The organism is Microbacterium paludicola, assembly GCF_015235415.1.
Taxonomy (GTDB): Bacteria; Actinomycetota; Actinomycetes; order Actinomycetales; family Microbacteriaceae; genus Microbacterium; species Microbacterium paludicola.
In genome coordinates, this window is the sequence record NZ_JADGLL010000041.1 from 1 (window position 1) to 25,983 (window position 25,983).

The 25,983-nt window shown below is 69.5% G+C and carries 18 protein-coding genes and 2 pseudogenes; 12 read left to right on the forward strand and 8 right to left on the reverse strand.

Translation table 11 applies throughout. The annotated features are described in order from the left end of the window. Positions 1-532 precede the first annotated feature (532 nt). The 4 genes from IR155_RS13015 to IR155_RS13030 form a co-directional block, all read right to left on the reverse strand. Positions 533-1,738 (reverse strand): MFS transporter, encoded by a 1,206-nt coding sequence (locus tag IR155_RS13015; protein WP_135115254.1) that lies wholly within the window; start codon positions 1,736-1,738, stop codon positions 533-535. Continuing rightward, positions 1,735-2,322, reverse strand: coding sequence for an ArsR/SmtB family transcription factor (locus IR155_RS13020; RefSeq protein WP_135115255.1), 588 nt, complete (start codon positions 2,320-2,322; stop codon positions 1,735-1,737). Before IR155_RS13020 ends, IR155_RS13015 begins: the two co-directional genes overlap by 4 nt. 487 nt (positions 2,323-2,809) lie before the next feature. Then, entirely contained in the window at positions 2,810-3,337 is a 528-nt protein-coding gene (locus tag IR155_RS13025) for a hypothetical protein (protein ID WP_135115256.1), read from the reverse strand. A 90-nt stretch (positions 3,338-3,427) separates the two neighbouring features. Beyond that, positions 3,428-4,288: a spermidine synthase gene (locus tag IR155_RS13030; protein WP_135115257.1), complete on the reverse strand. Its 861-nt coding sequence runs from the start codon at positions 4,286-4,288 to the stop codon at positions 3,428-3,430. Between the two features lie 434 nt (positions 4,289-4,722). Here IR155_RS13030 and IR155_RS13035 point away from each other — a divergent pair, with 434 nt between their 5' ends. Further along, a complete protein-coding gene (locus IR155_RS13035; RefSeq protein WP_135115258.1) occupies positions 4,723-5,868 on the forward strand; it encodes a benzoate/H(+) symporter BenE family transporter in 1,146 nt (381 codons plus the stop codon). A gap of 232 nt (positions 5,869-6,100) precedes the next feature. On the opposite strand, the gene IR155_RS13040 is transcribed toward IR155_RS13035, so the two are convergent. Beyond that, positions 6,101-7,108: a hypothetical protein gene (locus IR155_RS13040; RefSeq protein WP_135115259.1), complete on the reverse strand. Its 1,008-nt coding sequence runs from the start codon at positions 7,106-7,108 to the stop codon at positions 6,101-6,103. A gap of 118 nt (positions 7,109-7,226) precedes the next feature. Beyond that, positions 7,227-8,105, reverse strand: a pseudogene (locus IR155_RS16365) (GNAT family N-acetyltransferase); the annotation flags it as partial. A 390-nt stretch (positions 8,106-8,495) separates the two neighbouring features. Between IR155_RS16365 and rpoB the strand changes: the two are divergent. The 9 genes from rpoB to tuf all read left to right on the forward strand — a co-directional run bounded on the left by rpoB (position 8,496) and on the right by tuf (position 23,403). Further along, positions 8,496-11,987 (forward strand): DNA-directed RNA polymerase subunit beta, encoded by a 3,492-nt coding sequence (gene rpoB, locus IR155_RS13050; protein WP_135115260.1) that lies wholly within the window; start codon positions 8,496-8,498, stop codon positions 11,985-11,987. Positions 11,988-12,026: 39 nt separating this feature from the next. After that, on the forward strand, positions 12,027-15,902 hold the full coding sequence (locus tag IR155_RS13055; RefSeq protein WP_135115261.1) for a DNA-directed RNA polymerase subunit beta': 3,876 nt from the start codon (positions 12,027-12,029) through the stop codon (positions 15,900-15,902). A 394-nt stretch (positions 15,903-16,296) separates the two neighbouring features. Beyond that, on the forward strand, positions 16,297-17,397 hold the full coding sequence (locus tag IR155_RS13060) for an ABC transporter (RefSeq protein WP_135115262.1): 1,101 nt from the start codon (positions 16,297-16,299) through the stop codon (positions 17,395-17,397). A gap of 86 nt (positions 17,398-17,483) precedes the next feature. Further along, positions 17,484-17,897 carry a hypothetical protein gene (locus tag IR155_RS13065; protein WP_233441206.1) on the forward strand — a complete coding sequence of 138 codons (414 nt, stop codon included), beginning with the start codon at positions 17,484-17,486 and terminating at the stop codon, positions 17,895-17,897. Positions 17,898-17,997: 100 nt separating this feature from the next. Further along, on the forward strand, positions 17,998-18,663 hold the full coding sequence (locus IR155_RS13070; protein ID WP_135115263.1) for a spermidine/putrescine ABC transporter substrate-binding protein: 666 nt from the start codon (positions 17,998-18,000) through the stop codon (positions 18,661-18,663). Between the two features lie 293 nt (positions 18,664-18,956). After that, positions 18,957-19,325: a 30S ribosomal protein S12 gene (rpsL, locus tag IR155_RS13075; RefSeq protein WP_018187369.1), complete on the forward strand. Its 369-nt coding sequence runs from the start codon at positions 18,957-18,959 to the stop codon at positions 19,323-19,325. Positions 19,326-19,330: 5 nt separating this feature from the next. After that, entirely contained in the window at positions 19,331-19,801 is a 471-nt protein-coding gene (gene rpsG / locus IR155_RS13080) for a 30S ribosomal protein S7 (protein WP_135115264.1), read from the forward strand. A 105-nt stretch (positions 19,802-19,906) separates the two neighbouring features. Next, positions 19,907-22,021, forward strand: a complete 2,115-nt coding sequence (gene fusA, locus IR155_RS13085) for an elongation factor G (protein ID WP_135115265.1) — start codon at positions 19,907-19,909, stop codon at positions 22,019-22,021. Positions 22,022-22,212: 191 nt separating this feature from the next. Then, positions 22,213-23,403 (forward strand): elongation factor Tu, encoded by a 1,191-nt coding sequence (tuf, locus tag IR155_RS13090; RefSeq protein WP_135115266.1) that lies wholly within the window; start codon positions 22,213-22,215, stop codon positions 23,401-23,403. 125 nt (positions 23,404-23,528) lie between these two features. Here tuf and IR155_RS13095 read toward each other — a convergent pair whose 3' ends face one another. Continuing rightward, a complete protein-coding gene (locus tag IR155_RS13095; RefSeq protein WP_135115267.1) occupies positions 23,529-24,461 on the reverse strand; it encodes a sulfite exporter TauE/SafE family protein in 933 nt (310 codons plus the stop codon). A gap of 78 nt (positions 24,462-24,539) precedes the next feature. Next, entirely contained in the window at positions 24,540-25,019 is a 480-nt protein-coding gene (locus IR155_RS13100; RefSeq protein WP_135115268.1) for an RrF2 family transcriptional regulator, read from the reverse strand. Positions 25,020-25,092: 73 nt separating this feature from the next. Between IR155_RS13100 and IR155_RS13105 the strand changes: the two genes are divergently transcribed. Together IR155_RS13105 and IR155_RS13110 are read left to right on the forward strand one after the other, a co-directional pair. Continuing rightward, complete coding sequence (locus IR155_RS13105) at positions 25,093-25,725, forward strand: VanZ family protein (RefSeq protein ID WP_135115269.1); 633 nt, start codon at positions 25,093-25,095, stop codon at positions 25,723-25,725. 37 nt (positions 25,726-25,762) lie between these two features. Next, positions 25,763-25,876: pseudogene (locus IR155_RS13110) on the forward strand (sugar phosphate nucleotidyltransferase); the annotation flags it as partial. Between the last annotated feature and the right edge of the window lie 107 nt (positions 25,877-25,983).

The window sequence follows — 25,983 nt, forward strand, 5'->3', positions numbered from 1 at the left end:
CTCATCCGCCCCTCGACACAACGCGCGTCACATCCAGCCTGTCCGCGGGCGATCCGGTTCGGAAAGCCGGACGCGTGTGCCGGATGAGGCGGGTGGGGTCCCAGGATGCGGGCGCGTCACGTCCATCCGGGATTTGGCACCACCGGTCGCCGAGCTCAGTCGAGCGAGCCGAAACCACCGGCCGCACGCAGGCTCGCACACCCGGGCGCAGGCTCATCCGCCCCTCGAGGTGACGCGCGTCACATCCTGCCTGTCCGCGGGCGCCCTGCGCAGGTCTCGCCCGCCCGCGCACCGGTGCGTTTGCCCGCGTGCAGGCTCATCCGCCCCTCGAGGCGACGTGCGTCACAAGCTGCCTGTCCACGGGTGCGTGCTGCGCCGAGCGAACCGGGTACCCGCGGACCGCTCACCCCGAGCGCGAGCCCAGGCCCGCCTGCGCACAGGCGCGCTTGCCCGGCGGCAGGCTCATCTGCCCCTCGACGCGACGCGTGTCACATCCTGCCTGTCCGCGGGCGCATCCTGCCCCGCGAGCCGCTCACCCCGCGACCGATGCGACCGCCACCACCCGCGTCCGCGCCGCCACAACCGTCGCGACGAGGCACATGACGAGTCCGCAGGCGACGATCGCGCGCGCGTCGACGAGGCCGAGCGCTCCGGCCGCCGTCGCGGTGATCAGCACGCTCGGCAGCTGCATCATCATGTTCACGGACGTGCCCACGCGCCCCTGCAGGCGCGACGGCGTCGCGACGTGCGACTCGGTGACGTAGGCGATCACGGCTAGGGTGACGCCGAGCCCGACCACGCCGAGGCCGGCGGCGAGGGCCCACACGCTGTCGCCGAGCATCGGGGCGATGCCGACGGCGAGCAGCAGCGCGCCGAGCGTCAGCACCCACGGCCGTCCGATGCGCCGCATCAGCCAGGCCGCCGAGACGCCGGCGAGCAGCCCGCCGACGCCGGAGACCGCCTCGATGGGGCCGAGCCACGCGGGCTCGACGCCCATCCGCTCGAGCACGGCGAAGCCCACCGCGCTGGTGAACGCGGCGGTGCTGGAGAGCAGGATCAGCACCAGCGTCATCCGATTGAGCGGGCGCGTGTTCGCCAGGTGACGGAAGCCTGCGGTGACCGATCGCCAGAACGGGTCGCTGTCGTCCTCGATGGGCGACTCGGCGAATCGCAGCGCCGCGAACACGACCGCGGCGCCGAGGAAGCCGCCGATCGCGACGGCGATGATCGGCAGCGGTCCGGTCCAGAAGTAGACGCCGGCCGCCGCGAACGGCAGCGCGAGGCGCAGCACCTGGTCGATCGTCTGCAGGATCGAGTTCGCCGGACCGAGGTCGTCGTCCGCGAGCAGGTCGCGCAGGATGCCCCCGCGACATCCGGCTGTGCCGTACGAGACGCCGGCGTAGAGGATCGTCGCCGCGAAGATCCACCACGTCTGCGAGGCATCCCGCACGAGCAGGAGCGGGGCGAGCGTCGCGGCGCCCGCGAGGTAGGTGACGCACAGCATCCGCCGGCGCGAGACGCGGTCGGCGATGCGCCCGAGCAGCGGAGAGAACAGCGCGGGCACGCCGAACACGGCGAAGACCAGCCCGCCGAGCGCCGCCTCGCCGGTGAGGTCGACCACCCACACCGCGAGGATGACCGCGAGCAGCGAATCGGCGACGTTCGCGAGCGCCCAGCCCGCGACGACGCCCGCGAACAGGCGGCTGCGCAGGGTCGTCTGCGCGACGGCGGTGCTCATGACTGCGGATCCGTCCACGTCGCGGCGAGCATCCGGACATGGCGGGCGCCCTCAGGTCGCGTCGAGGGGTCCTCGAACCGGCCCTGGAACGGCTCGGTGAGCGCGCTGATCCGGTCGCCGAGCTCGCGCATCTCCTCCGGGGTCGCCCAGAAGGTCGTGAAGCGCTGGGTCGACGCCTTCGTCCACTCGGGATCGTCGTCGGCGGCCTGCGCGTACCAGGCGTTCAGGCGCTCGACCGCGTCGTTGAGGAAGGCGGATCCGGCCGCGACCACGGCGGCGAACGCCTCGCGGTCGGCGGGCTCGGCGTCGAGCGTGATGCCCCGCTCGCGCATCCCTCGCCACGGCCGCTCGCGCCCGCGCGCCTCGCCGCGCTCGAGGTAGCCGTACTTCGCGAGCTGCCGCAGGTGGAATGAGCAGCTCGCGACCGACTCTCCCGTGGCTTCGGCGCACTGGGTGGCGGTCAGCTCGTCGCCGCCGCGGAACAGGTCGATCAGCCGGATCCGCAGCGGATGCGTGAGCGCCTTGATGCTCTCGGTCTGCGACACGATGCGCGTGCCGTCGCGGTGCAGGCGTGGCTCTTCCATGCCGCCAAGGTAGATCCTAAAGAAAGCTTTAGCAAGAGTTCTTTAGGATTGGATGTCGGGCGGTCCGGTTCGGAACCCCGGACGCGTGTGGCGGAAGTGGCGGATGGGGCCCCAGGATGCGCGCCCGTCAGTCCGTCCGGGTTCCGGCGCCACGGGGCGTTGAGGGAGCCGGAGCCACCGCCCGCGCACAGGCTCGCACGCCCGGGCGCAGGTTCATCCGCCCCTCAAGGCAACGAGCGTCACATCCAGCCTGTCCGCGGGCGCCGCGCGCACGCCCAACCGCCCGCGCACAGGCTCGCGTGCCCGGGCGCGGGCTCATCTGTCCCGCGAGGCGACGTGCGTCACATCCAACCTGTCCGCGGGCGTCGCGCGCAGGCCCCGCCCGCCCGTCCACAGGCTCGCGCACCCGGGCCCAGGCTCATCCGTCCCTCGAGGCGACGTGCGTCACATCCGGCCTGTCCGCGGGCGCCCCGCAGCGGCCCCGGCGTCAGCTGGCGATGGTGGAGCGGTGGCGCTTGCGGTCGGCGGCCTCGACGCACTGCATCGTCGGCTCGAGCTCGGCGTCGCTCGCACCGGCCTCCTGGCGCAGGAACAGCGTCTGCTTGAAGTCCGCCCGCGCGCCGTTGATGTCGCCCGCGTCGTAGCGCGTCTTGCCGCGGTGCTGCAGGGCGAACGCCGCGATGGAGTTCCAGCCCTGGCCCTCGGCCTCGTCCGCGCAGGTCGACAGCTCGTACTCGGCCGCGGCGTAGGCGCCGCGCCAGTGCTGCACCGACGCGTGCAGGATGCGCGCACGCAGCAGATCCTTGCGGGTGCCCGACATGCGCGCGAGGCGCACCGCTTGCTCCGACAGCGTGAGGGCGTCGTCGAGGTCGCCGAGCACCTTCAGCAGCCACACCCGCTCGAGCAGTGCGGGCAGGCTGCGCTGCTGCCCGATCTCGGCGAGGCGGTCGCGGCACTCGGCGGGGTCGACGATCTCGCGCAGCGTCTCCGGGTCGTACCCGTGGATGTAGCTCACTGACGCACTCCCTTCCCGGCCGTGGCCCGTCAAGTGTCACCCGAGCCCCTCCGGATCCGCAGCAGGGCACGCCCAGGCTCCGCGGATCCGCTACCTCTCGAACAGGATCTCGCTGGGCTTGGGCGAGTCTGTCGCGTCGCCGTCGACCGCGGGACGCGCCCCCTGGATGAACGCGTCGATCTCGCCTCCCTGTGCCACTTTCGCGGGGTGCGGCCCGGCCGCCATCAGCCGCGGCAGCCACTCGACCGGCAGGGGAGCGGCCGACGCCGCGATCACGAGGTTGCCGAAGCGGCGCCCCTTGAGCACCTGCACCTCGGCGAGCACGATCACCTCGGGAAGCACCTCGCGGATGGTCGCGACCTGTCGCCGCGCGAAGGCGAGCCCGGATCCGTCCGCCACGTTCACGAGCAGCACACCGGATGGCCCCAGCAGCGAGGCCGCCGCGCTGTAGAACTCGACGGTGGTGAGGCGCGCGGGAGTCTGCGCGCCCGAGTACACGTCCGAGACGAGCAGGTCGACGGATCCGGTCATCGCCGCGGGGAGGCGCGACAGGCCCTCGCGGGCGTCGCCGATCCGGATCCGGATGCTCGCCCCGCGCGGAAGCGGCAGGTTCTCGCGCACCAGGTCGACGAGCGCCTGCTCGATCTCGATCACCTGCTGCCGCGATCCGGGCCGGGTCGCGTCGATGTAGCGCGGGATCGTCAGACCGCCCGCGCCGAGATGCACGGCCGTCAGCGGTCCGTCGGGCAGTTGGTCGATGACGGCGCCCATCCGCGCGACGTACTCGAAGTGGAGGTGCGTCGGATCGGCCGGATCCACGTGCGACTGGGGCGTGCCGTCGACGTCGACCTCGAAGCCGTTCGCGTATGCGCTCGGGACGATCCGCGCGGTGCGCCCGTCGGACAGCCGCACGCTGGGCGTCTCCGCCTCGCTCTGCCGCTGCCGTCCCATAGCCCCAGGTTAGGCGGCTCCCTCGCTCGTTGAGCGAGCGGAGCCCCCTCGCTCGTTGAGCGAGCGAAGCCCCCTCGCTCGTTGAGCGAGCGAAGCGAGTCGAAACGTCGCACATCCCCGTGGCAGGGTTCGGCTCCTCGCTCAACGACCGGGTGGTGGGGGCGCACCCCGCGCGGGTCCCACCCCCTTCGCTCGTTGAGCGAGCGAAGCGAGTCGAAACGCCGCACATCCCCGTGGCAGGGTTCGGCCCGTTTCGACTCGTCGCTTCGCTCCTCGCTCAACGACCGGGTGGTGTGGGGGCATCCCCTCCGTTCGTTGAGCGAGCGGAGCGAGTCGAAACGCCGCACTTCCCCTCGGCAGGGTTCGGCTCCTCGCTCAACGACCGGGGGCGCACACCGCGGCACCAGGGTCGGTTCCGTCAATAGGCTGAGCGGATGGAACGCCGACGGGTCGCACTCGCGGGGGTGACCACGGCGCTGGTCGGCTTCGCGAGCTCGTCCGCCGTCGTGCTCGCGGGGCTGCAGGCGGCGGGCGCCTCTCCAGCGCAGGCCGCCTCGGGCCTCGTGGCGCTGTGCCTCACCCAGGCGCTCGGCATGCTCTGGCTCGCGCAGCGCACGAAGCTCCCGGTGGTGCTCGCCTGGTCGACTCCGGGTGCGGCGCTGCTGGCGGCGGGAACGGCTCCGGATGGCGGATGGCCCGCGGCGGTGGGAGCGTTCGCGATCGCCGGCGTCCTCATCGTCCTGACCGGCCTCTGGCCGGCGCTCGCCCGCGCCGTCGGCGCGATTCCGGCGACCATCGCCCAGGCGATGCTGGCCGGCGTGCTCGTCGCCCTCTGCCTCGCCCCGGTGCGCGCGCTCGTCGACCAGCCCCTCGACATCCTGCCGATCGTGCTCGTGTGGCTGGTGCTGATCCGGTTCGCACCGACGTGGGCCTCGCCCGCGGCGTTCGCGGTCGGCCTGATCGTGCTCGGCGTGGAGGCCGCGCTGCACGGCGGGGTCAACGGGCCGCTGCTTCCGGCACTCGAGCCGGTGGTTCCGTCCTTCACCTGGCAGGCGGCGGTGGGCATCGCCCTGCCGCTGTACGTCGTGACGATGGCGTCGCAGAACGTGCCCGGATCGGCCGTGCTCGCCTCGTACGGATATCGCGTTCCGTGGCGCGAGAGCATGGTCGTCACCGGCGTCGGCACCCTCGCCGGAGCGCCCTTCGGCGGCCACGCGATCAACCTGGCGGCGATCACCGCCGCGCTCGCCGCGTCGCCCGACACGCATCCGGATCCGTCGCAGCGCTGGCGTGCGGTGCGCGTCTCGGCGCTCCTCTACCTCGTGCTCGCCGCGTTGTCGACGGCACTCACCACGCTTGTCGGCGTCGCACCCGGCGTGCTCGCCGCGGTCGCGGGGCTCGCGCTGCTGCCGACGCTCGCGTCATCGCTGCGCGCGGCGATGGCGGAAGAGGGCGGACGGATCCCGCCGGTCATCACCTTCGTCGTCGCCGCGAGCGGCATCTCGGTGCTCGGGGTGGGCGCGGCGTTCTGGGCGCTGCTCGCCGGGCTCGTCGCGCACGTCCTGCTGCGCCGCCGCTGATCCGTCGCCCGCGAAACTGCACCCGGCGGCCGAAGCTGCCCGCGGCGACCGACACCGCGTGTGGCGACCGCAGTCTCGCCCGCGCGTTGCAGCCTCGCCCGCGGGTTGCAGCCTCGCGCGTCAGCGCACCGCAGGGGTCGGGCCCTGCTGACCGCGAGAATCCACCGGCGCGCCGAGAATCCGCGCCTGCCGGGATTCTCGGCGCGGACGTGGATTCTCGCGGGTCGAGGGCTCAAGCGGCGAAGCGGGCCGTGAGCGTCACGGCGTCGTCGACAAGCACGCGCAGGCCCGAGATCTCGATGCCTTCGAGGCCCAGGTCGTCGCGGCTGAACGTGCGGCCCTCGAGCTCGCGCAGGCGGCGGCGGATGACCCGCAGCGCGGCGCGGACGAGCAGGTTGCGGCTGCCGCTGCGCAGGCGGCGCACGGTCACGGAGCCGTCGGCGGCGAGGTGCAGCTCGGCGCCGATCCATGCCGACGCGTTCAGGCGGCCGCGGCTGAGGCCTGCCTCGAGGCGCACGCGCACGACGTCGCGCGCCGGCTGCGTCACCTCGATGTCCGAGCCGCTGACCGCGAGGCCCGCTTCGTCGAGCAGGGGCTGGGCGAGCGTCGTCGCCAGGGCGAGCGCGTCGTCGGGGCGGATGGTGACGGTCACGTCGCCCTGCAGATCCTGCGCTGCCTGCTCGTCGACCTCGGCGTTGCCGTGCAGGGCGCCGTCTGCGGTCTCGAGCGTCACCCAGTCGAACGGCAGGTTCCGCACGCCGACCGAGACGGATGCCGGGACGCCGGCGAGGTGGATCGGATCGGCCATCACGCGCACAGAGCGTGCGACCGCGGGAGTGCGGGCGACGACGGATGCGCCGGTCTGGTCGCCGTCGAGCGGGGCCACGAGCGTGCGGTTGCCGCGCAGGTCGTCCTCGTCCTCGCCGGAGAGGAAGGCCGGCATCGGCAGCTCGGTGGTGCCGACGAGGTCGGCGCGCGAGAGGTGAAGGCCGTCCAGGTCGATCTCGAGCGAGCGCAGGTCGGCGCGGGCATCGCCCTCGCCGAGCGCCGCGGAGACGCGGACGCCCTGGAGATCGGTGCCGTCGGTTCCCGCGGCCGCGCTGCGGCGGATCACCGCTGCCAGCCAGCGCTCGACGCTCTCGGCGTCGGAGGGCCACGCGGTGACGTCGTCGAGCTCGCCGGGCGCGGGCGCACCGAGGTCGGCGGACGGGGGGACGGTCATCCAAGCGGGAGCGGACATGGCCCGATGATGCGCCCGCGGTGCGAACCCCGGATGGACCGTTGGTAGCCGGGAGGTTACGTACTCCGCGGCGTGGGACGCGCAGCGGCTTCGCGAGCAGCACCTCGGCCTCGCGATACCCGAGGCTCCGGTAGAGCGACCGCGCCGCGTCGTTCGATCCGAACACGTGCAGGCCGATCGAGTCGGCACCGACCTGGCGGGCCTCTGCCTCGGCGGCGCGCATCATCGCGGCGCCGAACCCGCGGCGTCGGTGCGACGGTTCGACGTGCAGCTCCATGACGAACACATGCGGACCCGTGGAGCGCTGCCGCACCTCGAGCCAGAGCGTTCCCACGGGCTCGCGGGTGCCCTCGGCGTGTGCGACGAAGAACAGCTGGCCCTCGGTCGCGAGGCCGTCGGGCAGCTCCTCGGCCGTCTGGCGCGCCGACTCGGCCAGCGCTCCCTCGGGCGACCACAGCCCCTCCCGTACGAGGTCGTCCGCGAACTCCGCGATGAGCCGATCCTCGAAGCTCGCGTACTGCTCGGCGGTCATCGGCGTCAGCGCGACGGTGCCGGAGGCCCGCGTCGCAGGCAGCGGCTCCAGCAGCATCTGCACGTTTGTGGGGCGGTATGCCCGACCCTCGATCGCGCCCCAGCCCGCGGCATCCTGCACGAAGAGGTCGACACGCAGCTCCGCGGCGCCTTCCTCCGCTGCCCGCGCCTCGATGAGCGCGAGCGCAGCGGTTGGATCCTCGGCCCGCAGGTCGTAAAGCAGCCCCTTCACCTGTCCGTCCGCCGGCTTCACCTCGAGCCACGCGGATCCCACCACGCGCCCGCCATCCCGCACCTCCAGCACGTGCTGGAACTCCGACGCGACCCCCTCCGGCAGCCGGGAGCGCAGGATGCCCTCCGCCTCCTCGGCGGCCTCCGTCGGCGGCCGCATCCCCGACTCACGGCGCAGCGCGGCGAACCGCGCGACGGTCTCCGCACGCCACGCGTCGAAGCGCTCGGCGGGCATCGGCTCCAGGCTCGGCGTCACGCGCCAGACCCTACCGCCCGCGAGAATCCACCTGCGCGCCGAGAATCCGCGGGGGCCGGGATTGTCCGCGCGGGCGTGGATTCTCGCGGGCGGCGAGCGGGAGCAACGGCCCCGATCCGCCCGGCCGGCGCGGGTTTATACCCGAGGTTCAAGCGTTGGTCAAGGAACCGCTGGACAACGCGTGTCGTGCGGCCTATAGTAGGTATTTGCGCCTCTTGGATCCCCCATGCCTTCATATGGTGGTCGGCTGGTGCTCTCGATCCCCGCAGATAGCGGCGCGGGTCGCGGCACAACGGGACTGATCCAGGCGCACCTCACCTGTCGACAAGGAACTTATGGCCCCCGCCCGGGCTCATGGAGGTTATCCCCTTGGCTGCTGCGCGCAACGCATCTACCACCACCCCCAAGAACGGCCGCGGAGCATCCCGCCTCTCGTTCGCCAAGATCTCTGACACGCTGACGGTCCCCGACCTCCTCGCGCTGCAGACCGAGTCCTTCGACTGGCTCGTCGGCAACGACGCCTGGAAGGCTCGCCTCGCCGAGGCCGAGGCCGCCGGTCGCACCGACATCGCCGTGAAGAGCGGACTCGAGGAGATCTTCGAGGAGATCTCCCCGATCGAGGACCTGAGCGAGACGATGCAGCTCTCGTTCACGAACCCGTACCTCGAGCCGGAGAAGTACTCGATCGAGGAGTGCAAGGACCGCGGCAAGACCTACGCGGCCCCGCTCTACGTCGAGGCCGAGTTCATGAACCACCAGACGGGTGAGATCAAGACCCAGACGGTGTTCATGGGCGACTTCCCGCTCCAGACCGACAAGGGCACGTTCATCATCAACGGCACCGAGCGTGTCGTGGTGTCGCAGCTCGTACGCTCGCCCGGTGTCTACTTCGACAAGACCCCCGACAAGACGTCCGACAAGGACATCGTGTCGGCGCGCGTCATCCCGAGCCGCGGTGCGTGGCTCGAGTTCGAGATCGACAAGCGCGACCAGGTCGGCGTCCGCATCGACCGCAAGCGCAAGCAGTCGGTCACGGTGTTCCTCAAGGCGCTCGGCCTGACCAGCGAGGACATCCTCGCCGAGTTCGCCGGCATCGAGTCGATCGAGGAGACGCTCGCGAAGGACACGATCCTCACCAAGGAGGACGCGCTCCGCGACATCTACCGCAAGCTGCGTCCGGGCGAGCAGGTCGCCGCCGAGGCCGCCCGCGCGCTGCTCGACAACTTCTACTTCAACCCGAAGCGCTACGACCTGGCCAAGGTTGGTCGCTACAAGATCAACCAGAAGCTCGGGATCGACCGCCCGCTGAGCGACTCGGTGCTGACCGTCGACGACATCGTCGCGACGATCAAGTACCTCGTCCGCCTGCACCGCGGCGACGAGACCTTCGAGGGTCTGCGCAACGGTCAGAAGGCCGAGCTGCGCCTGTCGGTGGATGACATCGACAACTTCGGCAACCGTCGCATCCGCGCGGTCGGCGAGCTCATCCAGAACCAGGTCCGCACCGGTCTGTCGCGCATGGAGCGCGTCGTCCGCGAGCGCATGACCACGCAGGACATCGAGGCGATCACGCCGCAGACCCTGATCAACGTGCGCCCCGTCGTGGCCGCGATCAAGGAGTTCTTCGGCACGTCGCAGCTGTCGCAGTTCATGGACCAGAACAACCCGCTCGCGGGCCTGACCCACAAGCGCCGCCTGTCGGCGCTGGGCCCGGGCGGTCTGTCGCGTGAGCGTGCCGGCGTCGAGGTCCGCGACGTCCACCCGTCGCACTACGGCCGCATGTGCCCGATCGAGACGCCGGAAGGCCCGAACATCGGTCTGATCGGCTCGCTCGCCTCGTTCGCGCGGATCAACTCGTTCGGCTTCATCGAGACGCCGTACCGCCGTGTCGTGAACGGCAAGGTCACGGACGAGATCGACTACCTCACGGCTGCCGAGGAGGAGGCGTACATCGTCGCCCAGGCCAACGCGCCGCTGAAGGCCGACGGCTCGTTCGCCGAGGACCGCGTGCTCGCACGTCAGGTCGGCGGCGAGGTCGACCTGGTCCCCGCCGAGGAGATCGGCTACATGGACGTCTCGCCGCGCCAGATGGTGTCGGTCGGTACGTCGCTCATCCCGTTCCTCGAGCACGACGACGCGAACCGCGCCCTCATGGGTGCGAACATGCAGCGTCAGGCTGTTCCGCTGCTGCGTTCGGACTCGCCGTACGTCGGCACGGGTATGGAGAACTACGCCGCGATCGACGCCGGTGACACGATCATCGCCGACAAGGCCGGTGTGGTCGTCGAGGTCTCGGCCGACTTCGTCCGCCTGCAGCTCGACGAGGGCGGCACGCGCGACTACTTCCTGCGCAAGTTCGACCGCTCGAACCAGGGCAACAACTACAACCAGCGCGTGATCGTCGACGCGGGCGACCGCATCGAGGTCGGCGAGGTCATCGCGGATGGCCCCGCCACCCAGAACGGCGAGCTCGCCCTGGGCAAGAACCTCCTCGTCGCCTTCATGAACTGGGAGGGCTACAACTACGAGGACGCGATCATCCTCAGCCAGAACCTGGTGAAGGACGACACCCTCACCTCGATCCACATCGAGGAGTACGAGGTCGACGCCCGCGACACCAAGCTGGGCAAGGAGGAGATCACCCGTGACCTCCCCAACGTCAGCCCCGAGCTGCTGAAGGACCTCGACGAGCGCGGTGTCATCCGCATCGGCGCCGAGGTGCGTCCCGGCGACATCCTCGTCGGCAAGGTCACGCCGAAGGGCGAGACCGAGCTGTCGGCCGAGGAGCGTCTGCTCCGCGCGATCTTCAACGAGAAGAGCCGCGAGGTCCGCGACACGTCGCTGAAGGTGCCCCACGGTGAGCAGGGAACCGTCATCGCGGTCAAGGAGTTCAACGCCGAGGAGGGCGACGACGAGCTCGGCTCGGGCGTCAACCGCCGCGTTGTCGTCTACATCGCCCAGAAGCGCAAGATCACCGAGGGCGACAAGCTCGCCGGCCGCCACGGAAACAAGGGCGTCATCTCGAAGATCCTGCCGGTCGAGGACATGCCGTTCCTCGCCGACGGCACGCCGGTCGACATCATCCTGAACCCGCTCGGCGTCCCCGGTCGAATGAACTTCGGCCAGGTCCTCGAGCTTCACCTCGGATGGATCGCGTCGCAGGGCTGGAAGATCGAGGGCAACCCTGAGTGGGCCGCGCGGCTCACCGAGGCCGCCCGCGAGGCCGCCCCCGGCACCAAGGTCGCCACCCCGGTGTTCGACGGTGCGCACGAGGCGGAGCTCGCCGGTCTTCTCGACTCGACGCTGCCGAACCGCGACGGCGACCGCCTCATCGACAGCACGGGCAAGACCCAGCTGTTCGACGGCCGCTCGGGTGAGCCGTACCCGTACCCGATCTCGGTCGGCTACATGTACATCCTGAAGCTGCACCACCTCGTGGACGACAAGATCCACGCGCGCTCGACGGGTCCCTACTCGATGATCACGCAGCAGCCGCTGGGTGGTAAGGCGCAGTTCGGTGGACAGCGCTTCGGCGAGATGGAGGTGTGGGCCCTCGAGGCCTACGGCGCCGCCTACGCCCTGCAGGAGCTCCTGACCGTCAAGTCCGACGACATCCTCGGCCGCGTCAAGGTGTACGAGGCCATCGTCAAGGGCGAGAACATCCCGGAGCCCGGTATCCCGGAGTCGTTCAAGGTGCTCATGAAGGAGATGCAGTCGCTCTGCCTGAACGTCGAGGTCCTCTCGGCCGACGGCACGGCTGTGAACCTCCGCGACACCGACGACGAGGCCTTCCGCGCAGCGGAGGAGCTCGGCATCAACATCTCGTCCCGCTTCGAGTCCGCCTCGATCGACGAGATCTAAGCCCGGCCGATACAGAAGATTTCCAAACAGGAGAATCAATTGCTCGACGCAACCACTTTCGATGAGCTTCGCATCGGCCTGGCCACCGCCGACGACATCCGTCGTTGGTCCTTCGGTGAGGTCAAGAAGCCCGAGACCATCAACTACCGCACCCTGAAGCCGGAGAAGGACGGTCTGTTCGGTGAGCAGATCTTCGGACCCTCCCGCGACTGGGAGTGCGCCTGCGGCAAGTACAAGCGCGTGCGCTTCAAGGGCATCGTCTGCGAGCGCTGCGGTGTCGAGGTCACCAAGTCCTCGGTCCGTCGCGAGCGCATGGGCCACATCGAGCTCGCCGCGCCCGTCACGCACATCTGGTACTTCAAGGGTGTTCCCTCGCGCCTCGGCTACCTGCTCGACATGGCGCCGAAGGACCTCGAGAAGGTCATCTACTTCGCCGCCTACATGGTGATCTCGGTGGACGCCGACGCGCGTCACCGCGACATGCCGACGCACGAGAACAACCTGCGTCTCGAGATCAAGAACATCGGCGACCGCCGCGATGCGCGCATCGCGGAGCGCCTCCAGAAGCTGGAGGAGGAGCTCGCCGCTCTCGAGGCCGAGGACGCCAAGGCCGACCAGAAGAAGAAGGTCAAGGACGCCGCCGAGAAGGAGATGGCGACGATCCGCAAGCGCGCGGACGAGCAGGTCGCCAAGCTCGAGCGCATGTGGGACGAGTTCCGCAACCTCGAGGTCGGCCAGCTCAAGGCGGAGGACGACGTCTTCCAGGAGCTGCAGGACCGCTTCGGTCAGTACTTCGAGGCCCACATGGGCGCGGAGTCGATCCAGCGTCGTCTTGCCGAGTTCGACCTTGCCGCCGAGGCCGACTCGCTGCGCCTGCAGATCGCCGAGGGCAAGGGCCAGCGCAAGATCCGTGCGATCAAGCGCCTGAAGGTCGTCAACTCGTTCCTGCAGACCGGCATGTCGCCGGCCGCGATGGTCCTGGACGTCGTCCCGGTCATCCCGCCGGAGCTGCGCCCGATGGTCCAGCTGGACGGTGGCCGCTTCGCGACCTCCGACCTGAACGACCTGTACCGTCGCGTGATCAACCGCAACAACCGCCTCCGTCGCCTGATCGACCTCGGTGCCCCCGAGATCATCGTCAACAACGAGAAGCGGATGCTGCAGGAGGCCGTCGACGCGCTGTTCGACAACGGCCGCCGTGGTCGTCCCGTCACCGGCACCGGCAACCGCGCCCTGAAGTCCCTGAGCGACATGCTCAAGGGAAAGCAGGGTCGCTTCCGCCAGAACCTGCTCGGCAAGCGCGTCGACTACTCGGGCCGTTCGGTCATCGTGGTCGGCCCGCAGCTGAAGCTGCACCAGTGTGGTCTGCCCAAGCAGATGGCGCTGGAGCTGTTCAAGCCGTTCGTGATCAAGCGCCTGATCGACCTCGGTCACTCGCAGAACATCAAGGCCGCCAAGCGCTCGGTCGAGCGCACGCGTCCCGAGGTCTGGGACGTGCTCGAGGAGATCATCCGCGAGCGTCCGGTGCTGCTGAACCGCGCCCCCACGCTGCACCGTCTGGGCATCCAGGCGTTCGAGCCGCAGCTCGTGGAGGGCAAGGCCATCCAGCTGCACCCGCTCGTGTGTGCCGCGTTCAACGCCGACTTCGACGGTGACCAGATGGCCGTCCACCTCCCCCTCTCGGTGGAGGCGCAGGCCGAGGCGCGCATCCTGATGCTCGCGTCGAACAACATCCTGAAGCCGTCGGACGGCCGCCCGGTGACCCTGCCCGCGCAGGACATGATCATCGGTCTGCACCACCTGACGACGCTGAAGGACGGCGCCAAGGGCGAGGGCCGCGTGTTCGGCTCGGTCGCGGAGGCGACGCTGGCGAAGGACGAGGGCACCCTCGACCTGCAGGCGAAGATCCGCATCCGCATCCCGGGTCTGACGTTCCTCGAGGGTCAGGCGCCCGAGGGCTACGAGCGCCACGGCCTCGTCGACACCTCGCTCGGCCAGGCGATCTTCAACGACCAGATGCCCAAGGGCTACCCGTTCGTTCGCGAGCAGGCAGACAAGGGCAAGCTGTCGCAGATCGTCAACAAGCTGGCCGAGGAGTACCCGAAGACCGAGGTCGCGGCAACGCTCGACCGCGTCAAGGACGCCGGTTACTACTGGGCAACGCGCTCGGGCATCACCGTCTCGCTCAGCGACGTCATCACGCCCTCGAACAAGGGCGAGATCATCGCCAAGTACGAGAAGCAGGCCGCGAAGGTCACCTCGCAGTACGAGAAGGGCCTCACGACCGACGTCGAGCGTCGTCAGGAGCTCATCAAGATCTGGACCGAGGCGACCGACGAGGTCCAGAAGGAGATGCGCGCCAGCTTCCCCGATGACAACACCATCAACCGGATGGTGTCGTCGGGTGCTCGTGGTAACTGGCTGCAGATCCGGAACATCGCCGGTATGCGCGGTCTCGTGAACAACCCCAAGGGTGAGATCATCCCCCGTCCGATCATCTCCTCGTACCGCGAGGGTCTGTCGGTGGCGGAGTACTTCATCGCGACGCACGGTGCCCGTAAGGGTCTGGCCGACACGGCCCTCCGTACGGCCGACTCGGGTTACCTCACGCGTCGTCTCGTGGACGTCTCGCAGGATGTCATCATCCGCGAGGAGGACTGCGGCACGTCGAAGGGCCTCGAGTACCCGATCGCCGCGTTCGACTCGACCGGCACGCTGGTCAAGGACGCGAACGTCGAGAACGCCGTGTTCGCCCGCACCCTCGCGGTCGACGTGGTCGCCGAGGACGGCACCGTCCTGGCCGCCGCCGGCTCGGACGTGGGCGACGTGCTCATCGACAAGCTGGTCGAGGCGGGCATCGAGTCGATCAAGGTCCGCTCGGTCCTCACCTGCGACTCGGCCGTCGGCGTGTGCGCGAACTGCTACGGCCGTTCGCTCGCCACCGGCAAGCTCGTCGACATCGGCGAGGCCGTGGGCATCATCGCGGCCCAGTCGATCGGTGAGCCCGGTACGCAGCTGACGATGCGCACCTTCCACACCGGTGGTTCGGCGTCGGCGGATGACATCACGCAGGGTCTTCCCCGCGTGCAGGAGCTCTTCGAGGCCCGTACCCCCAAGGGTGCGTCGCCGATCGCCGAGGCCGCCGGCCGCGTCACGATCGACGAGACCGAGAAGGCCAAGAAGGTCATCATCACGCCCGACAACGGCGATGAGCCGGTCGTCTACCCGGTGCTGAAGCGTGCGACCCTCCTCGTCGAGGACGGTCAGCACGTCGAGGTCGGTCAGCCCCTCCAGGTCGGCACGCTCGACCCGAAGGAGATCATGCGCGTGCAGGGTGCCCGCGAGGTGCAGAAGTACCTCGTCGGCGGCGTGCAGGGCGTGTACCGCTCGCAGGGTGTGCCGATCCACGACAAGCACATCGAGGTCATCGTGCGCCAGATGCTGCGGAAGGTCACCGTGGTCGACCACGGCGAGACCGACCTGCTGCCTGGCGAGATGGTCGACCTGCGTCGCTACCAGGACATCAACCGTGCGGCCGTCGGCGAGGGCAAGCGCCCCGCCTCGGGTCGTCCGGAGCTGATGGGTATCACGAAGGCGTCGCTCGCGACGGAGTCGTGGCTGTCGGCCGCCTCGTTCCAGGAGACGACGCGCGTCCTCACCGAGGCCGCCATGCAGGGCAAGCGCGACCCGCTCGTCGGCCTCAAGGAGAACGTGATCATCGGAAAGCTGATCCCCGCCGGCACGGGCCTTGCGAAGTACCGCAATGTCACGGTCGAGGCGACGGAGGAGGCGAAGAGCGAGCGGTACCCCAACCGCATCTTCGCGTCGGATGGCGCCTTCGCCGAGGGCGACTACAGCTACGTCGACTTCGACGCGTTCTCGACGGACGACTTCACGCCCGGTACCTACAACTGAGTGTGACGTTCTAGACAAGAGGGTCCCGGCTTCGGCCGGGGCCCTCTTGTCGTTCGCGCCCCTTTGCTCGTTGAGCGACGAGCGCCCAGACCCCTTGTTCGTTGAGCGACGAGCGCAGCGAGGAGTCGAAACGCCCCGGACCGTGCCGAGGGTCGTTTCCACCGTTTCGACTCGCTTCGCTCGCTCAACGACCGGCCCCCCTTGCTCGTTGAGCGACGAGCGCAGCGAGGAGTCGAAACGCCCCGGACCGTGCCGAGGGTCGTTTCCACCGTTTCGACTCGCTTCGCTCGCTCAACGACCGACGGGGTCCGCGGCGAGGCTCCGCCGCTCGGCGGGCGTCTCGGGGTACTGTCTGGCAGGCAGGGGAGGGACCTCTGCGTGAGGAGTGCTTCGGATGAGTGACGCCAAGGGACCGGGCAGCGAGCCTCGCGACGGCGAGCCCATCGAGGGCGACATCGACCGCGTTCCCGCCCCCGCGGAGCCCGATACTCACGAGCCTGTCGCCGGCGACACGGGGGACATCCCCGCGAGCCGCCGCGAGGCGCGCACGAACACCGGCGCGACCGAGATCGTCGCCACGCCGCAGGATGACGCCCCCATCGCGAAGCCGGCCGCCGACGAGCCGGTCGCCGAGCCCGTCGAGTCGACCCCCGCGCCGTCGCAGGACGAGCAGCCCCCGCACGAGGAGCCGGACTACGCCGCCCTCGCGGCCGACCTCGACGACCTCGAGTCGCGCGGCGCGAGCACCACGGTGACGACCCGATCCGCCGAGTCCGAGCGCAAGCCCGACCCGTGGTTCGAGCCCGCCGACAAGACCCAGACGTTCACCGCGAGCGACGCCTACGACGCGCCCACGGCTCCCGCGGTCACCGCCAGCGAGCCCACCGCCCCGGAGACGTCGGCTCCCGCCGCCCAGCCCGTGCAGCAGCAGCTGCCGATCTTCGTGCAGGCTCCCGAGCCGCCGCGGATGCGCGGCAATCGCGCCGCCGCCGCGGGCATCGGTCTCGTCGCCGCGCTGGTCTTCGCCATCCTGTACTTCGCCGCGAAGCTCGGCTTCGGCGCGCTGAACGGCGAGGTCACGCTCGACAACATCGCCGACGCCTCGCTGCAGACGGTGACCTCGCTCGGCTTCTGGACGACCGTTGTCGTCTTTTTCCTCGGCTTCTGGCTGCTGGGTGCGCTCGTGAACCGCGCGCGCTGGGCCGCGTGGGTGCTCCTCGGCGTCTTCGTCGCGATCATCGCGTACATCGGCCACATCCTCGGCGCGCTCGTCGACGCCCCGTTCTGGGCGCTGACCGCGAGCCAGGGCTTCGAGGAGGTCGGCAGGCAGCTGCTGTCGCCCCTCGCGATCGCGGCGTTCGTCTTCGCCCGCGAGATCACCATCTGGTTCGGCGCGTGGGCCGCTCGCCGTGGCGCGCGCGTCACCGAGCGCAACGCCGAGGCGCAGGCCGAGTACGAGCGCACGCTCGAGGCCGGCCCGAGGCTCTCGGCCTGAGGCACGCCGCGAACACGCAGTCAGCACCGGGAGCGCCCGGGAGGTTCCCTCCCGCGGCGCTCCTGGCGTTCGCGCTGGCGGCCGACGTGGCGCTGATCGTGTTCGGATCCGGCATGCTCAGCCTGGCGACGGATCGGGATGTGATCGACACCCCGGGGCTCGGACCGGTTCCCGGCCCGCTCGCGTTCGGAGCCGCCGCCCTCGCGTTCGCCGGCGCCCTGTGGCCCGCCCTCCGCGCGGACCGGCCGCGCTACACCGCGGTGATCCCCGTCGCCCTCGTGTCGGCGCTCGTGCACCTGGCGGCCCTGTGGATCCTGGCGCTCGTGTTCGGCGCCGACCTCGCCACGGCGACCGCCGCCGTAGGGGAGGCGGCCACCAGCTGGACGTCCGCCGTCGTCGCGGGCGCCGCGGCCGTCTCGGGATGGGCCGCGATCGCGGTGCGCCGCACGGCGGCCCACCGCCCCCAGTGGCCCTGGGAACGCGAGGACGACGACGAGTAGCGGGTGCGGCTTCGACTCGCGGAGACCCGCACTGAGCGAGCGAAGCGAGTCGAAGTGTCGCTCAACGACCAATCGGGGCTCTCAGCCCTACGCTGTTCTCGTGGAGCGTTCGCTGGAGACGCAGGTGAGCCAGGCGGTTGACGCCTGGCTGCGCTGGGTGCCCCGCTGGGAGCCGGCGACCCACCGCGGCCGGGTCGCTCCGTGCCGCCGCTGTCTCGGGTCGCCGATCCTGTCGGCCGCCGGTCTCGGATCGGATGTGCCGCACGGTGTGCAGCACGGGCTGTCGACGCGCGTGAAGACGATCGTCGATCACGCGGTCGCCGAGTACACCTCGCGCAACCTGCCGCTGCTGCAGGCCGAGCTCGACCAGCAGGCCGCCCGCAATCGCGCGAGGGGATACCGGCCGGCCGAGGGGCTCGCGCCCGAGTTCGAGGGGCTGCCGCTGGATCCCGATCCGATCCCCGGACAGCCGTTCCTGTTCACCCTGTCGGGCCTCGCGAACGAGGAGGAGGCGCAGGTGCCGAGCCTGCCGCCGCTCAGCGAGGACGCGAAGATCGCGCTGCGTCGCGAGGTCGCCCTCGCCGACGAGTACGCGAACCTCATCGGACGCGAGGTGTGCGGCATCCTGCTCCATCACCGGCTGCGGATCCACGCGGCGATCGTCGAGTACGTCGAGCCCCAGGTGGCCGCGATGCTGGAGGAGCTGTCGCAGGCGCTGGACGCTCCGTTCGATCCGCGCGATGCCGGGGATGGGCTCGGGCTGTAGCGCTTGCATCGGGCGTGCGCGGAAGCGGGCACGACACGCCGTACGCGGCCGGATGCGCTATCATGATTTCGTGTGCGTACACGCGCGCCCGCTTGCGTGCGCCGCGTCCGACACGATCAGGGAATGACCTGCGAACAGGTCACCCCCACGGCATACCCACCACATCAAACGTTCGGCACATTCTGCCGCCCGGGTGGGTCATCGTGAAACCCGCACCGCAACACCGAGCAATACGTCGCGGGGCGGGGGAATCCACCGCTGTCACCGTGCAGCACAAGAAGAGAAGGAAACCAGTGCCTACTATTCAGCAGCTGGTTCGCAAGGGCCGGTCGCCCAAGGTCACCAAGACCAAGGCGCCCGCTCTTAAGGCGAACCCGCAGCAGGCGGGTGTCTGCACCCGCGTGTACACGACCACGCCCAAGAAGCCGAACTCGGCCATGCGCAAGGTCGCCCGTGTGAAGCTCCGCAACGGCACCGAGGTCACCGCCTACATCCCCGGCGAGGGCCACAACCTGCAGGAGCACTCGCTCGTGCTGGTCCGCGGTGGTCGTGTGAAGGACCTCCCCGGTGTCCGCTACAAGATCGTCCGCGGTGCACTCGACACCCAGGCTGTCAAGAACCGTAAGCAGGCTCGCAGCCGCTACGGCGCGAAGAAGGGCTGAGTCAGATGCCTCGTAAGGGACCCGCGCCCAAGCGCCCCGTCGTCAACGACCCGGTCTACGGCGCTCCGATCGTCACGCAGCTCGTGAACAAGATCCTCGTCGACGGCAAGAAGTCGATCGCCGAGAGCATCGTCTACACCGCCCTCCAGGGTGTTGAGGCGAAGAACGGCCAGGACGCCGTCGCGACGCTCAAGAAGGCGCTCGACAACGTCCGCCCGACCCTCGAGGTCCGCAGCCGCCGTGTCGGTGGCTCGACCTACCAGGTGCCGGTCGAGGTCAAGCCGCACCGCGCGAACACCCTCGCGCTGCGCTGGCTCGTCAGCTACGCCAAGGGCCGTCGTGAGAAGACGATGACCGAGCGTCTGATGAACGAGATCCTGGACGCTTCGAACGGCCTCGGTGCCGCGGTCAAGCGCCGTGAGGACACGCACAAGATGGCCGAGTCGAACAAGGCCTTCGCGCACTACCGCTGGTAATCAGCACGCATCCGCTCGCGGATGCACCGCCGGGCCCGGAGACGGGATCCGTCCTCCGGGCCCGGCACCAACGCTCTACTCCACACCACACGTTAGGAACCGCAAGTGGCACAGGAAGTGCTCACCGACCTCAAGAAGGTCCGCAACATCGGCATCATGGCCCACATCGATGCCGGTAAGACCACGACGACCGAGCGCATCCTGTTCTACACGGGTGTGAACCACAAGATCGGCGAGACGCACGACGGTGGCGCGACGACCGACTGGATGGAGCAGGAGCAGGAGCGTGGCATCACCATCACGTCCGCTGCTGTGACGTGCTTCTGGGACAAGAACCAGATCAACATCATCGACACCCCCGGCCACGTGGACTTCACGGTCGAGGTCGAGCGCTCGCTTCGCGTGCTCGACGGTGCCGTCGCCGTCTTCGACGGCAAGGAGGGCGTCGAGCCCCAGTCCGAGACGGTGTGGCGTCAGGCCGACAAGTACAACGTCCCCCGCATCTGCTTCGTCAACAAGATGGACAAGCTCGGCGCGGACTTCTACTTCACCGTCGACACGATCGTTAACCGCCTGAAGGCCAAGCCGCTCGTGATCCAGCTGCCGATCGGCGCGGAGAACGACTTCGTGGGTGTCATCGACCTGGTCGAGATGCGCGCGCTTGTGTGGCCCGGCGACGCCAAGGGCGACGTGACCATGGGCGCCAAGTACGAGATCACCGAGATCCCGGCCGAGCTCGCCGACAAGGCCGCCGAGTACCGCGAGAAGCTGCTCGAGACGGTCGCCGAGACCGACGACGCGCTGCTCGAGAAGTACTTCGGTGGCGAGGAGCTGACGGTCGCCGAGATCAAGGCCGGCATCCGCAAGCTCACCATCGCGAGCGAGGTCTACCCGGTCCTGTGTGGCTCGGCGTTCAAGAACCGCGGCGTGCAGCCGATGCTCGACGCGGTCGTCGACTACCTGCCGGCCCCGATCGACGTGCCCGCCATCGAGGCGCACGACCCGAAGAACGAAGAGACGATCATCGAGCGTCATGCCGACGCGACCGAGCCGTTCACGGCTCTCGCGTTCAAGGTCGTCACGCACCCCTTCTTCGGTCGTCTCACCTACATCCGCGTGTACTCGGGTCACCTCGACTCCGGCTCCGCGGTCGTGAACTCGACCAAGGGCAAGAAGGAGCGCATCGGAAAGATCTTCCAGATGCACGCCAACAAGGAGAACCCGGTCGACTCGGTCACCGCCGGTCACATCTACGCGGTCATCGGCCTCAAGGACACGACCACGGGTGACACGCTCTCCGACTCCGACCACCAGGTCGTGCTCGAGTCGATGACGTTCCCCGAGCCGGTCATCGAGGTCGCGATCGAGCCCAAGACGAAGGCCGACCAGGAGAAGCTGGGTCTCGCGATCCAGAAGCTCGCGGAAGAGGACCCGACGTTCCGCGTCGAGAACAACGCCGAGACCGGTCAGACCGTCGTCAAGGGCATGGGCGAGCTGCACCTCGACATCCTCGTGGACCGCATGAAGCGCGAGTTCAAGGTCGAGGCCAACGTCGGCAAGCCGCAGGTGGCGTACCGCGAGACGATCCGCAAGACCGTCGAGCGTCACGACTACACGCACAAGAAGCAGACCGGTGGATCGGGTCAGTTCGCGAAGATCCAGTTCGCGCTCGAGCCGCTCGAGCTCACGGCCGACAAGACCTACGAGTTCGTCAACGAGGTCTCGGGTGGTCGCATCCCGCGCGAGTACATCGAGCCGACGAACCAGGGCTTCCAGGACGCCATGAACACCGGTGTCCTCGCCGGCTACCCCATGGTGGGCGTGAAGGCCATCCTGAAGGACGGCGCGTCGCACGACGTCGACTCGTCCGAGATGGCGTTCAAGATCGCCGGTTCGATGGGCTTCAAGGAGGCCGTCCGCAAGGCGAACCCCGTGCTGCTCGAGCCGCTGATGGCCGTCGAGGTCCGTACGCCCGAGGAGTACATGGGCGACGTCATCGGCGACCTGAACTCGCGTCGTGGCCAGATGCAGTCGATGGAGGACGCGCAGGGAGTGAAGGTCATCAAGGCCCTCGTCCCGCTGTCGGCCATGTTCGGCTACATCGGCGACCTGCGTTCGAAGACGTCGGGCCGCGCTGTCTACTCGATGGAGTTCGACAGCTACTCCGAGGTCCCGAAGGCCGTCGCCGACGAGATCATCCAGAAGGGCAAGGGCGAGTAATCGCCCGACCCTGATGGCTCCGGGTGGGGGCCGACGGCCCCCACCCGCCCACACGTCAGGTGCCGCTCCCGCGGCGCCTGGGTCAAAACTTCACACCGACTCTCTCTACTAGACTGAGAACCATCCCCGGACAGATCCGGTCGCAATCCAGCGCCCGGTGATGATCCATGAATCGTCCTGAGGAGGACCCAGTGGCTAAGGCCAAGTTCGAGCGCACCAAGCCGCACGTGAACATCGGAACGATCGGTCACGTCGACCACGGTAAGACGACGCTCACCGCGGCGATCTCGAAGGTGCTCGCCGACAAGTACCCGTCGGCCACCAACGTGCAGCGCGACTTCGCGTCGATCGACTCGGCTCCCGAGGAGCGTCAGCGCGGCATCACGATCAACATCTCGCACGTCGAGTACGAGACGCCGAAGCGTCACTACGCTCACGTCGACGCCCCGGGTCACGCTGACTACATCAAGAACATGATCACGGGTGCCGCGCAGATGGACGGCGCGATCCTCGTGGTCGCCGCCACCGACGGCCCGATGGCCCAGACGCGTGAGCACGTGCTGCTCGCCAAGCAGGTCGGCGTTCCCTACCTGCTCGTCGCGCTGAACAAGGCCGACATGGTCGAGGACGAGGAGATCCTGGAGCTCGTCGAGCTCGAGGTCTCCGAGCTGCTCGCTTCGCAGGGCTTCGCTGAGGACGCCCCGGTCGTTCGCGTCTCGGGGCTCAAGGCTCTCGAGGGCGACGAGAAGTGGACGCAGTCGATCCTGGACCTCATGGAGGCCGTGGACGAGAACATCCCCGACCCGGTGCGTGACAAGGACAAGCCGTTCCTCATGCCGATCGAGGACGTCTTCACCATCACGGGTCGTGGAACGGTCGTGACCGGCCGCGCCGAGCGTGGCACGCTCGCCATCAACTCCGAGGTCGAGATCGTCGGCATCCGCCCGACGCAGAAGACCACGGTCACGGGTATCGAGATGTTCCACAAGCAGCTCGACGAGGCGTGGGCCGGCGAGAACTGCGGTCTCCTGCTTCGTGGTCTGAAGCGCGAGGACGTCGAGCGCGGCCAGGTCGTCGTGAAGCCGGGTTCGGTTACGCCGCACACCGACTTCGAGGGCACCGCGTACATCCTGTCGAAGGACGAGGGCGGCCGTCACAACCCCTTCTACACGAACTACCGCCCGCAGTTCTACTTCCGCACCACGGACGTCACCGGCGTCATCACGCTGCCTGAGGGTACCGAGATGGTCATGCCCGGCGACACCACGGACATGACGGTGGCGCTGATCCAGCCCATCGCCATGGAAGAGGGCCTCGGCTTCGCGATCCGTGAGGGTGGCCGCACCGTCGGCGCCGGCACGGTGACCAAGATCATCAAGTAAGTACCTCCAGTACTCGCTTCGAGAGCGGGGTCGGATCTTCGGATCCGGCCCCGCTTTCGTGTGCCTGGAGTCCGGGACGGGACGAGAAGGGGGCCGGCCCCAGGGATCGGCCCCCTTCGGACGTCTCAGCGGGAGACGGGAGTCGTCGTGCTCTCGGCGGGCACGGGGGCCGGGGCTTCGGCGGATCGGGCGCTGCGCTTCTCGGCCACGACCGCGCGTGCCGCGATGGCCACGCACGTGGCCCATACGACGGCCACGACGATGAGCGCCGCGGGCAGCACGGCGTCAGCCGCATCGGGGGCCACGGCGAGCAGCAGGGATCGCGTGTTGGTGAAGACGATCAGTCCGCCGACCAGCGCGCCCAGCAGGCGCGGGTGCAGGCGACGCACGAGCCATGCCGCGACGGGCGCCGCGGCGATGCCGCCCACCAGCAGCGCCACGACCCAGCCGAGATCGAACCCGGCGTGGCCGAGGCCCACGAGGAAGCCGATGCTCGCGGCGATGGCCACGAGGAACTCGCTGGTGTCGATGGATCCCACGACCTTCCGCGGCTCGATGCGCCCGCTGGCGAGCAGCGCCGGCGTGCCGACGGGGCCCCATCCGCCGCCGCCCGTGGCGTCGAGGAAGCCGCCCACGAGGCCCAGCGGCACGAGGAACGGCAGGCGCAGCGGCTTGGACGAGCGCACCGGCATGGCGCGGAACGTGAAGCGGGCGAGCACGTACAGGCCGAGCGCCAGCAGGATGCCCGCCATCAGCGGCGCGGCCGCCTCGGTGGACAGCTGTGACAGCACGGTGGCGCCGAGGAAGGCGCCGACTGCGCCGGGCACGCCGATCTTGAGCACCACGCGCCAGTCCACGTTGCCGAGGCGCCAGTGCGAGATGCCGGAGGCCAGGGTCGTGCCGATCTCGGCGAGGTGCACCGAGGCGCTGGCCGCGGCGGGACTCGCGCCGATCAGCAGCAGCAGGGTCGTGGAGGTGACGCCGTAGGCCATGCCGAGGGCACCGTCGACGAGCTGGGCGCCGAAGCCCACGAGGGCGAGGAGGACGAGAGTCTGCACAATGATCGCTTTTCTACTATTCCGACAGGACAGTCGGGAATATACGCGAACGATCACGCATCCGCGAGGGGGAGGGCTTCAGTCGCCGAGCGCGGTGGACTGGCGCCACGACGACGGATCGTCGGCGAGGGCCCGGACGTGCGCGGGCAGACGGCCGGCCGCGAGGTCGGCGAGGGTCGTGCGTTCGAGCACCGCGCGCACGTTGGCGCGCAGTGCGACCCACAGCTCGACGAACGTGCCGCCCGACTCCTCACCGGCATAGGTCAGTTCGGACGGGCGTGTGTCCCGGACGTATACGAGAGGGCCCTCCACGGCCCGGATCACGTCGGCGACCGTGATGTTCTTGGGCTCGGCCGCGAGCCGGAACCCGCCGGCCGCGCCGCGCTTGCTCTCGACGAGCCCGCTGCGCCGCAGATCCCCGAGGATCGCCTCCAGGAAGCTGGCGGGGATCGCCTCCTTCGCCGCGATCGACTCGCTGCTCGCGCGCTCGTCCGCCGACAGTCGGGCGAGGGCCGTCGCGGCGCGGACCGCGTAGTCCGCGCGAGCCGAGATGCGCATCCCCCGATTATCGCGCAGCCGACGCGGCGTCGATGCTCCGCGCGTTGCCAGCCTCGGCCGGTAGCGTGCCGCCATGACCGATGTCCTCGGCCGCAAGCCGCCGCGCAGCCACGCCCGTCTGTGGGTCACCACGCTGCTGCTGCTCGTGTACGCGGGGTTCGTGGCGTTCGTGGCGCTCGTGACGCTGTGGCCCAACCCGGATGACCTGGAGGTCGGCGGGATAGCCGACCGCGTCCTGCGCGTGCTGTACCGGTTCGGCGTGCCGGAGTGGTTCGGGTTCGCCGAGCTGGAGTTCACCGCCAACATCGCGATGTTCGTGCCGCTGGGCTTCCTGCTGGGCCTGGCCCTGCCCCGCCGCGGCTGGTGGCTGGCGCTGTTCCTGCTTCCCGGCTACTCGGGTTTCATCGAGTTCACGCAGGCCACGGCGCTCGAGTCGCGGGTCTCGAGCCTGCTCGACGTGATCGCGAACACGGCTGGCGGATACATCGGCCTGCTGTTGGCGACGATCCTGCGCGCCATGATCTACGCGCGCGACCGCCGGGTGATCGCACGGGCGATCTGGGAGCGCGACGCCGAGACGCTGCGCGCCCGCCAGCGGCCGATCGCCCAGGAGGCCGCATGGCGCGAGCCGGATCCCACGACCGCGGTGTTCGGCGGCGGGTGGCAGGACACGAGCACGGCGCCGACGCAGCGGCTGCCGTTCTGAGTCCGTCCCCGGCGCCAGCATATGAAAGCATGGGGGCGTGAAGGGCATAATCCTCGCCGGCGGCTCGGGCACGCGACTGCATCCGATCACGCTGGGCGTCTCAAAGCAGCTCGTTCCCGTCTACGACAAGCGGCTCTTCGGACATCCGGTGGGGTGAGGGTGGCCGGGCGGTGATTCGGCGGTAGGGGTCGAGGTCCCCGAGGATCAGAAGCGCTAACTCTCTGATTCCGACCGAGGACCTCGACGTGCTTCACCCTA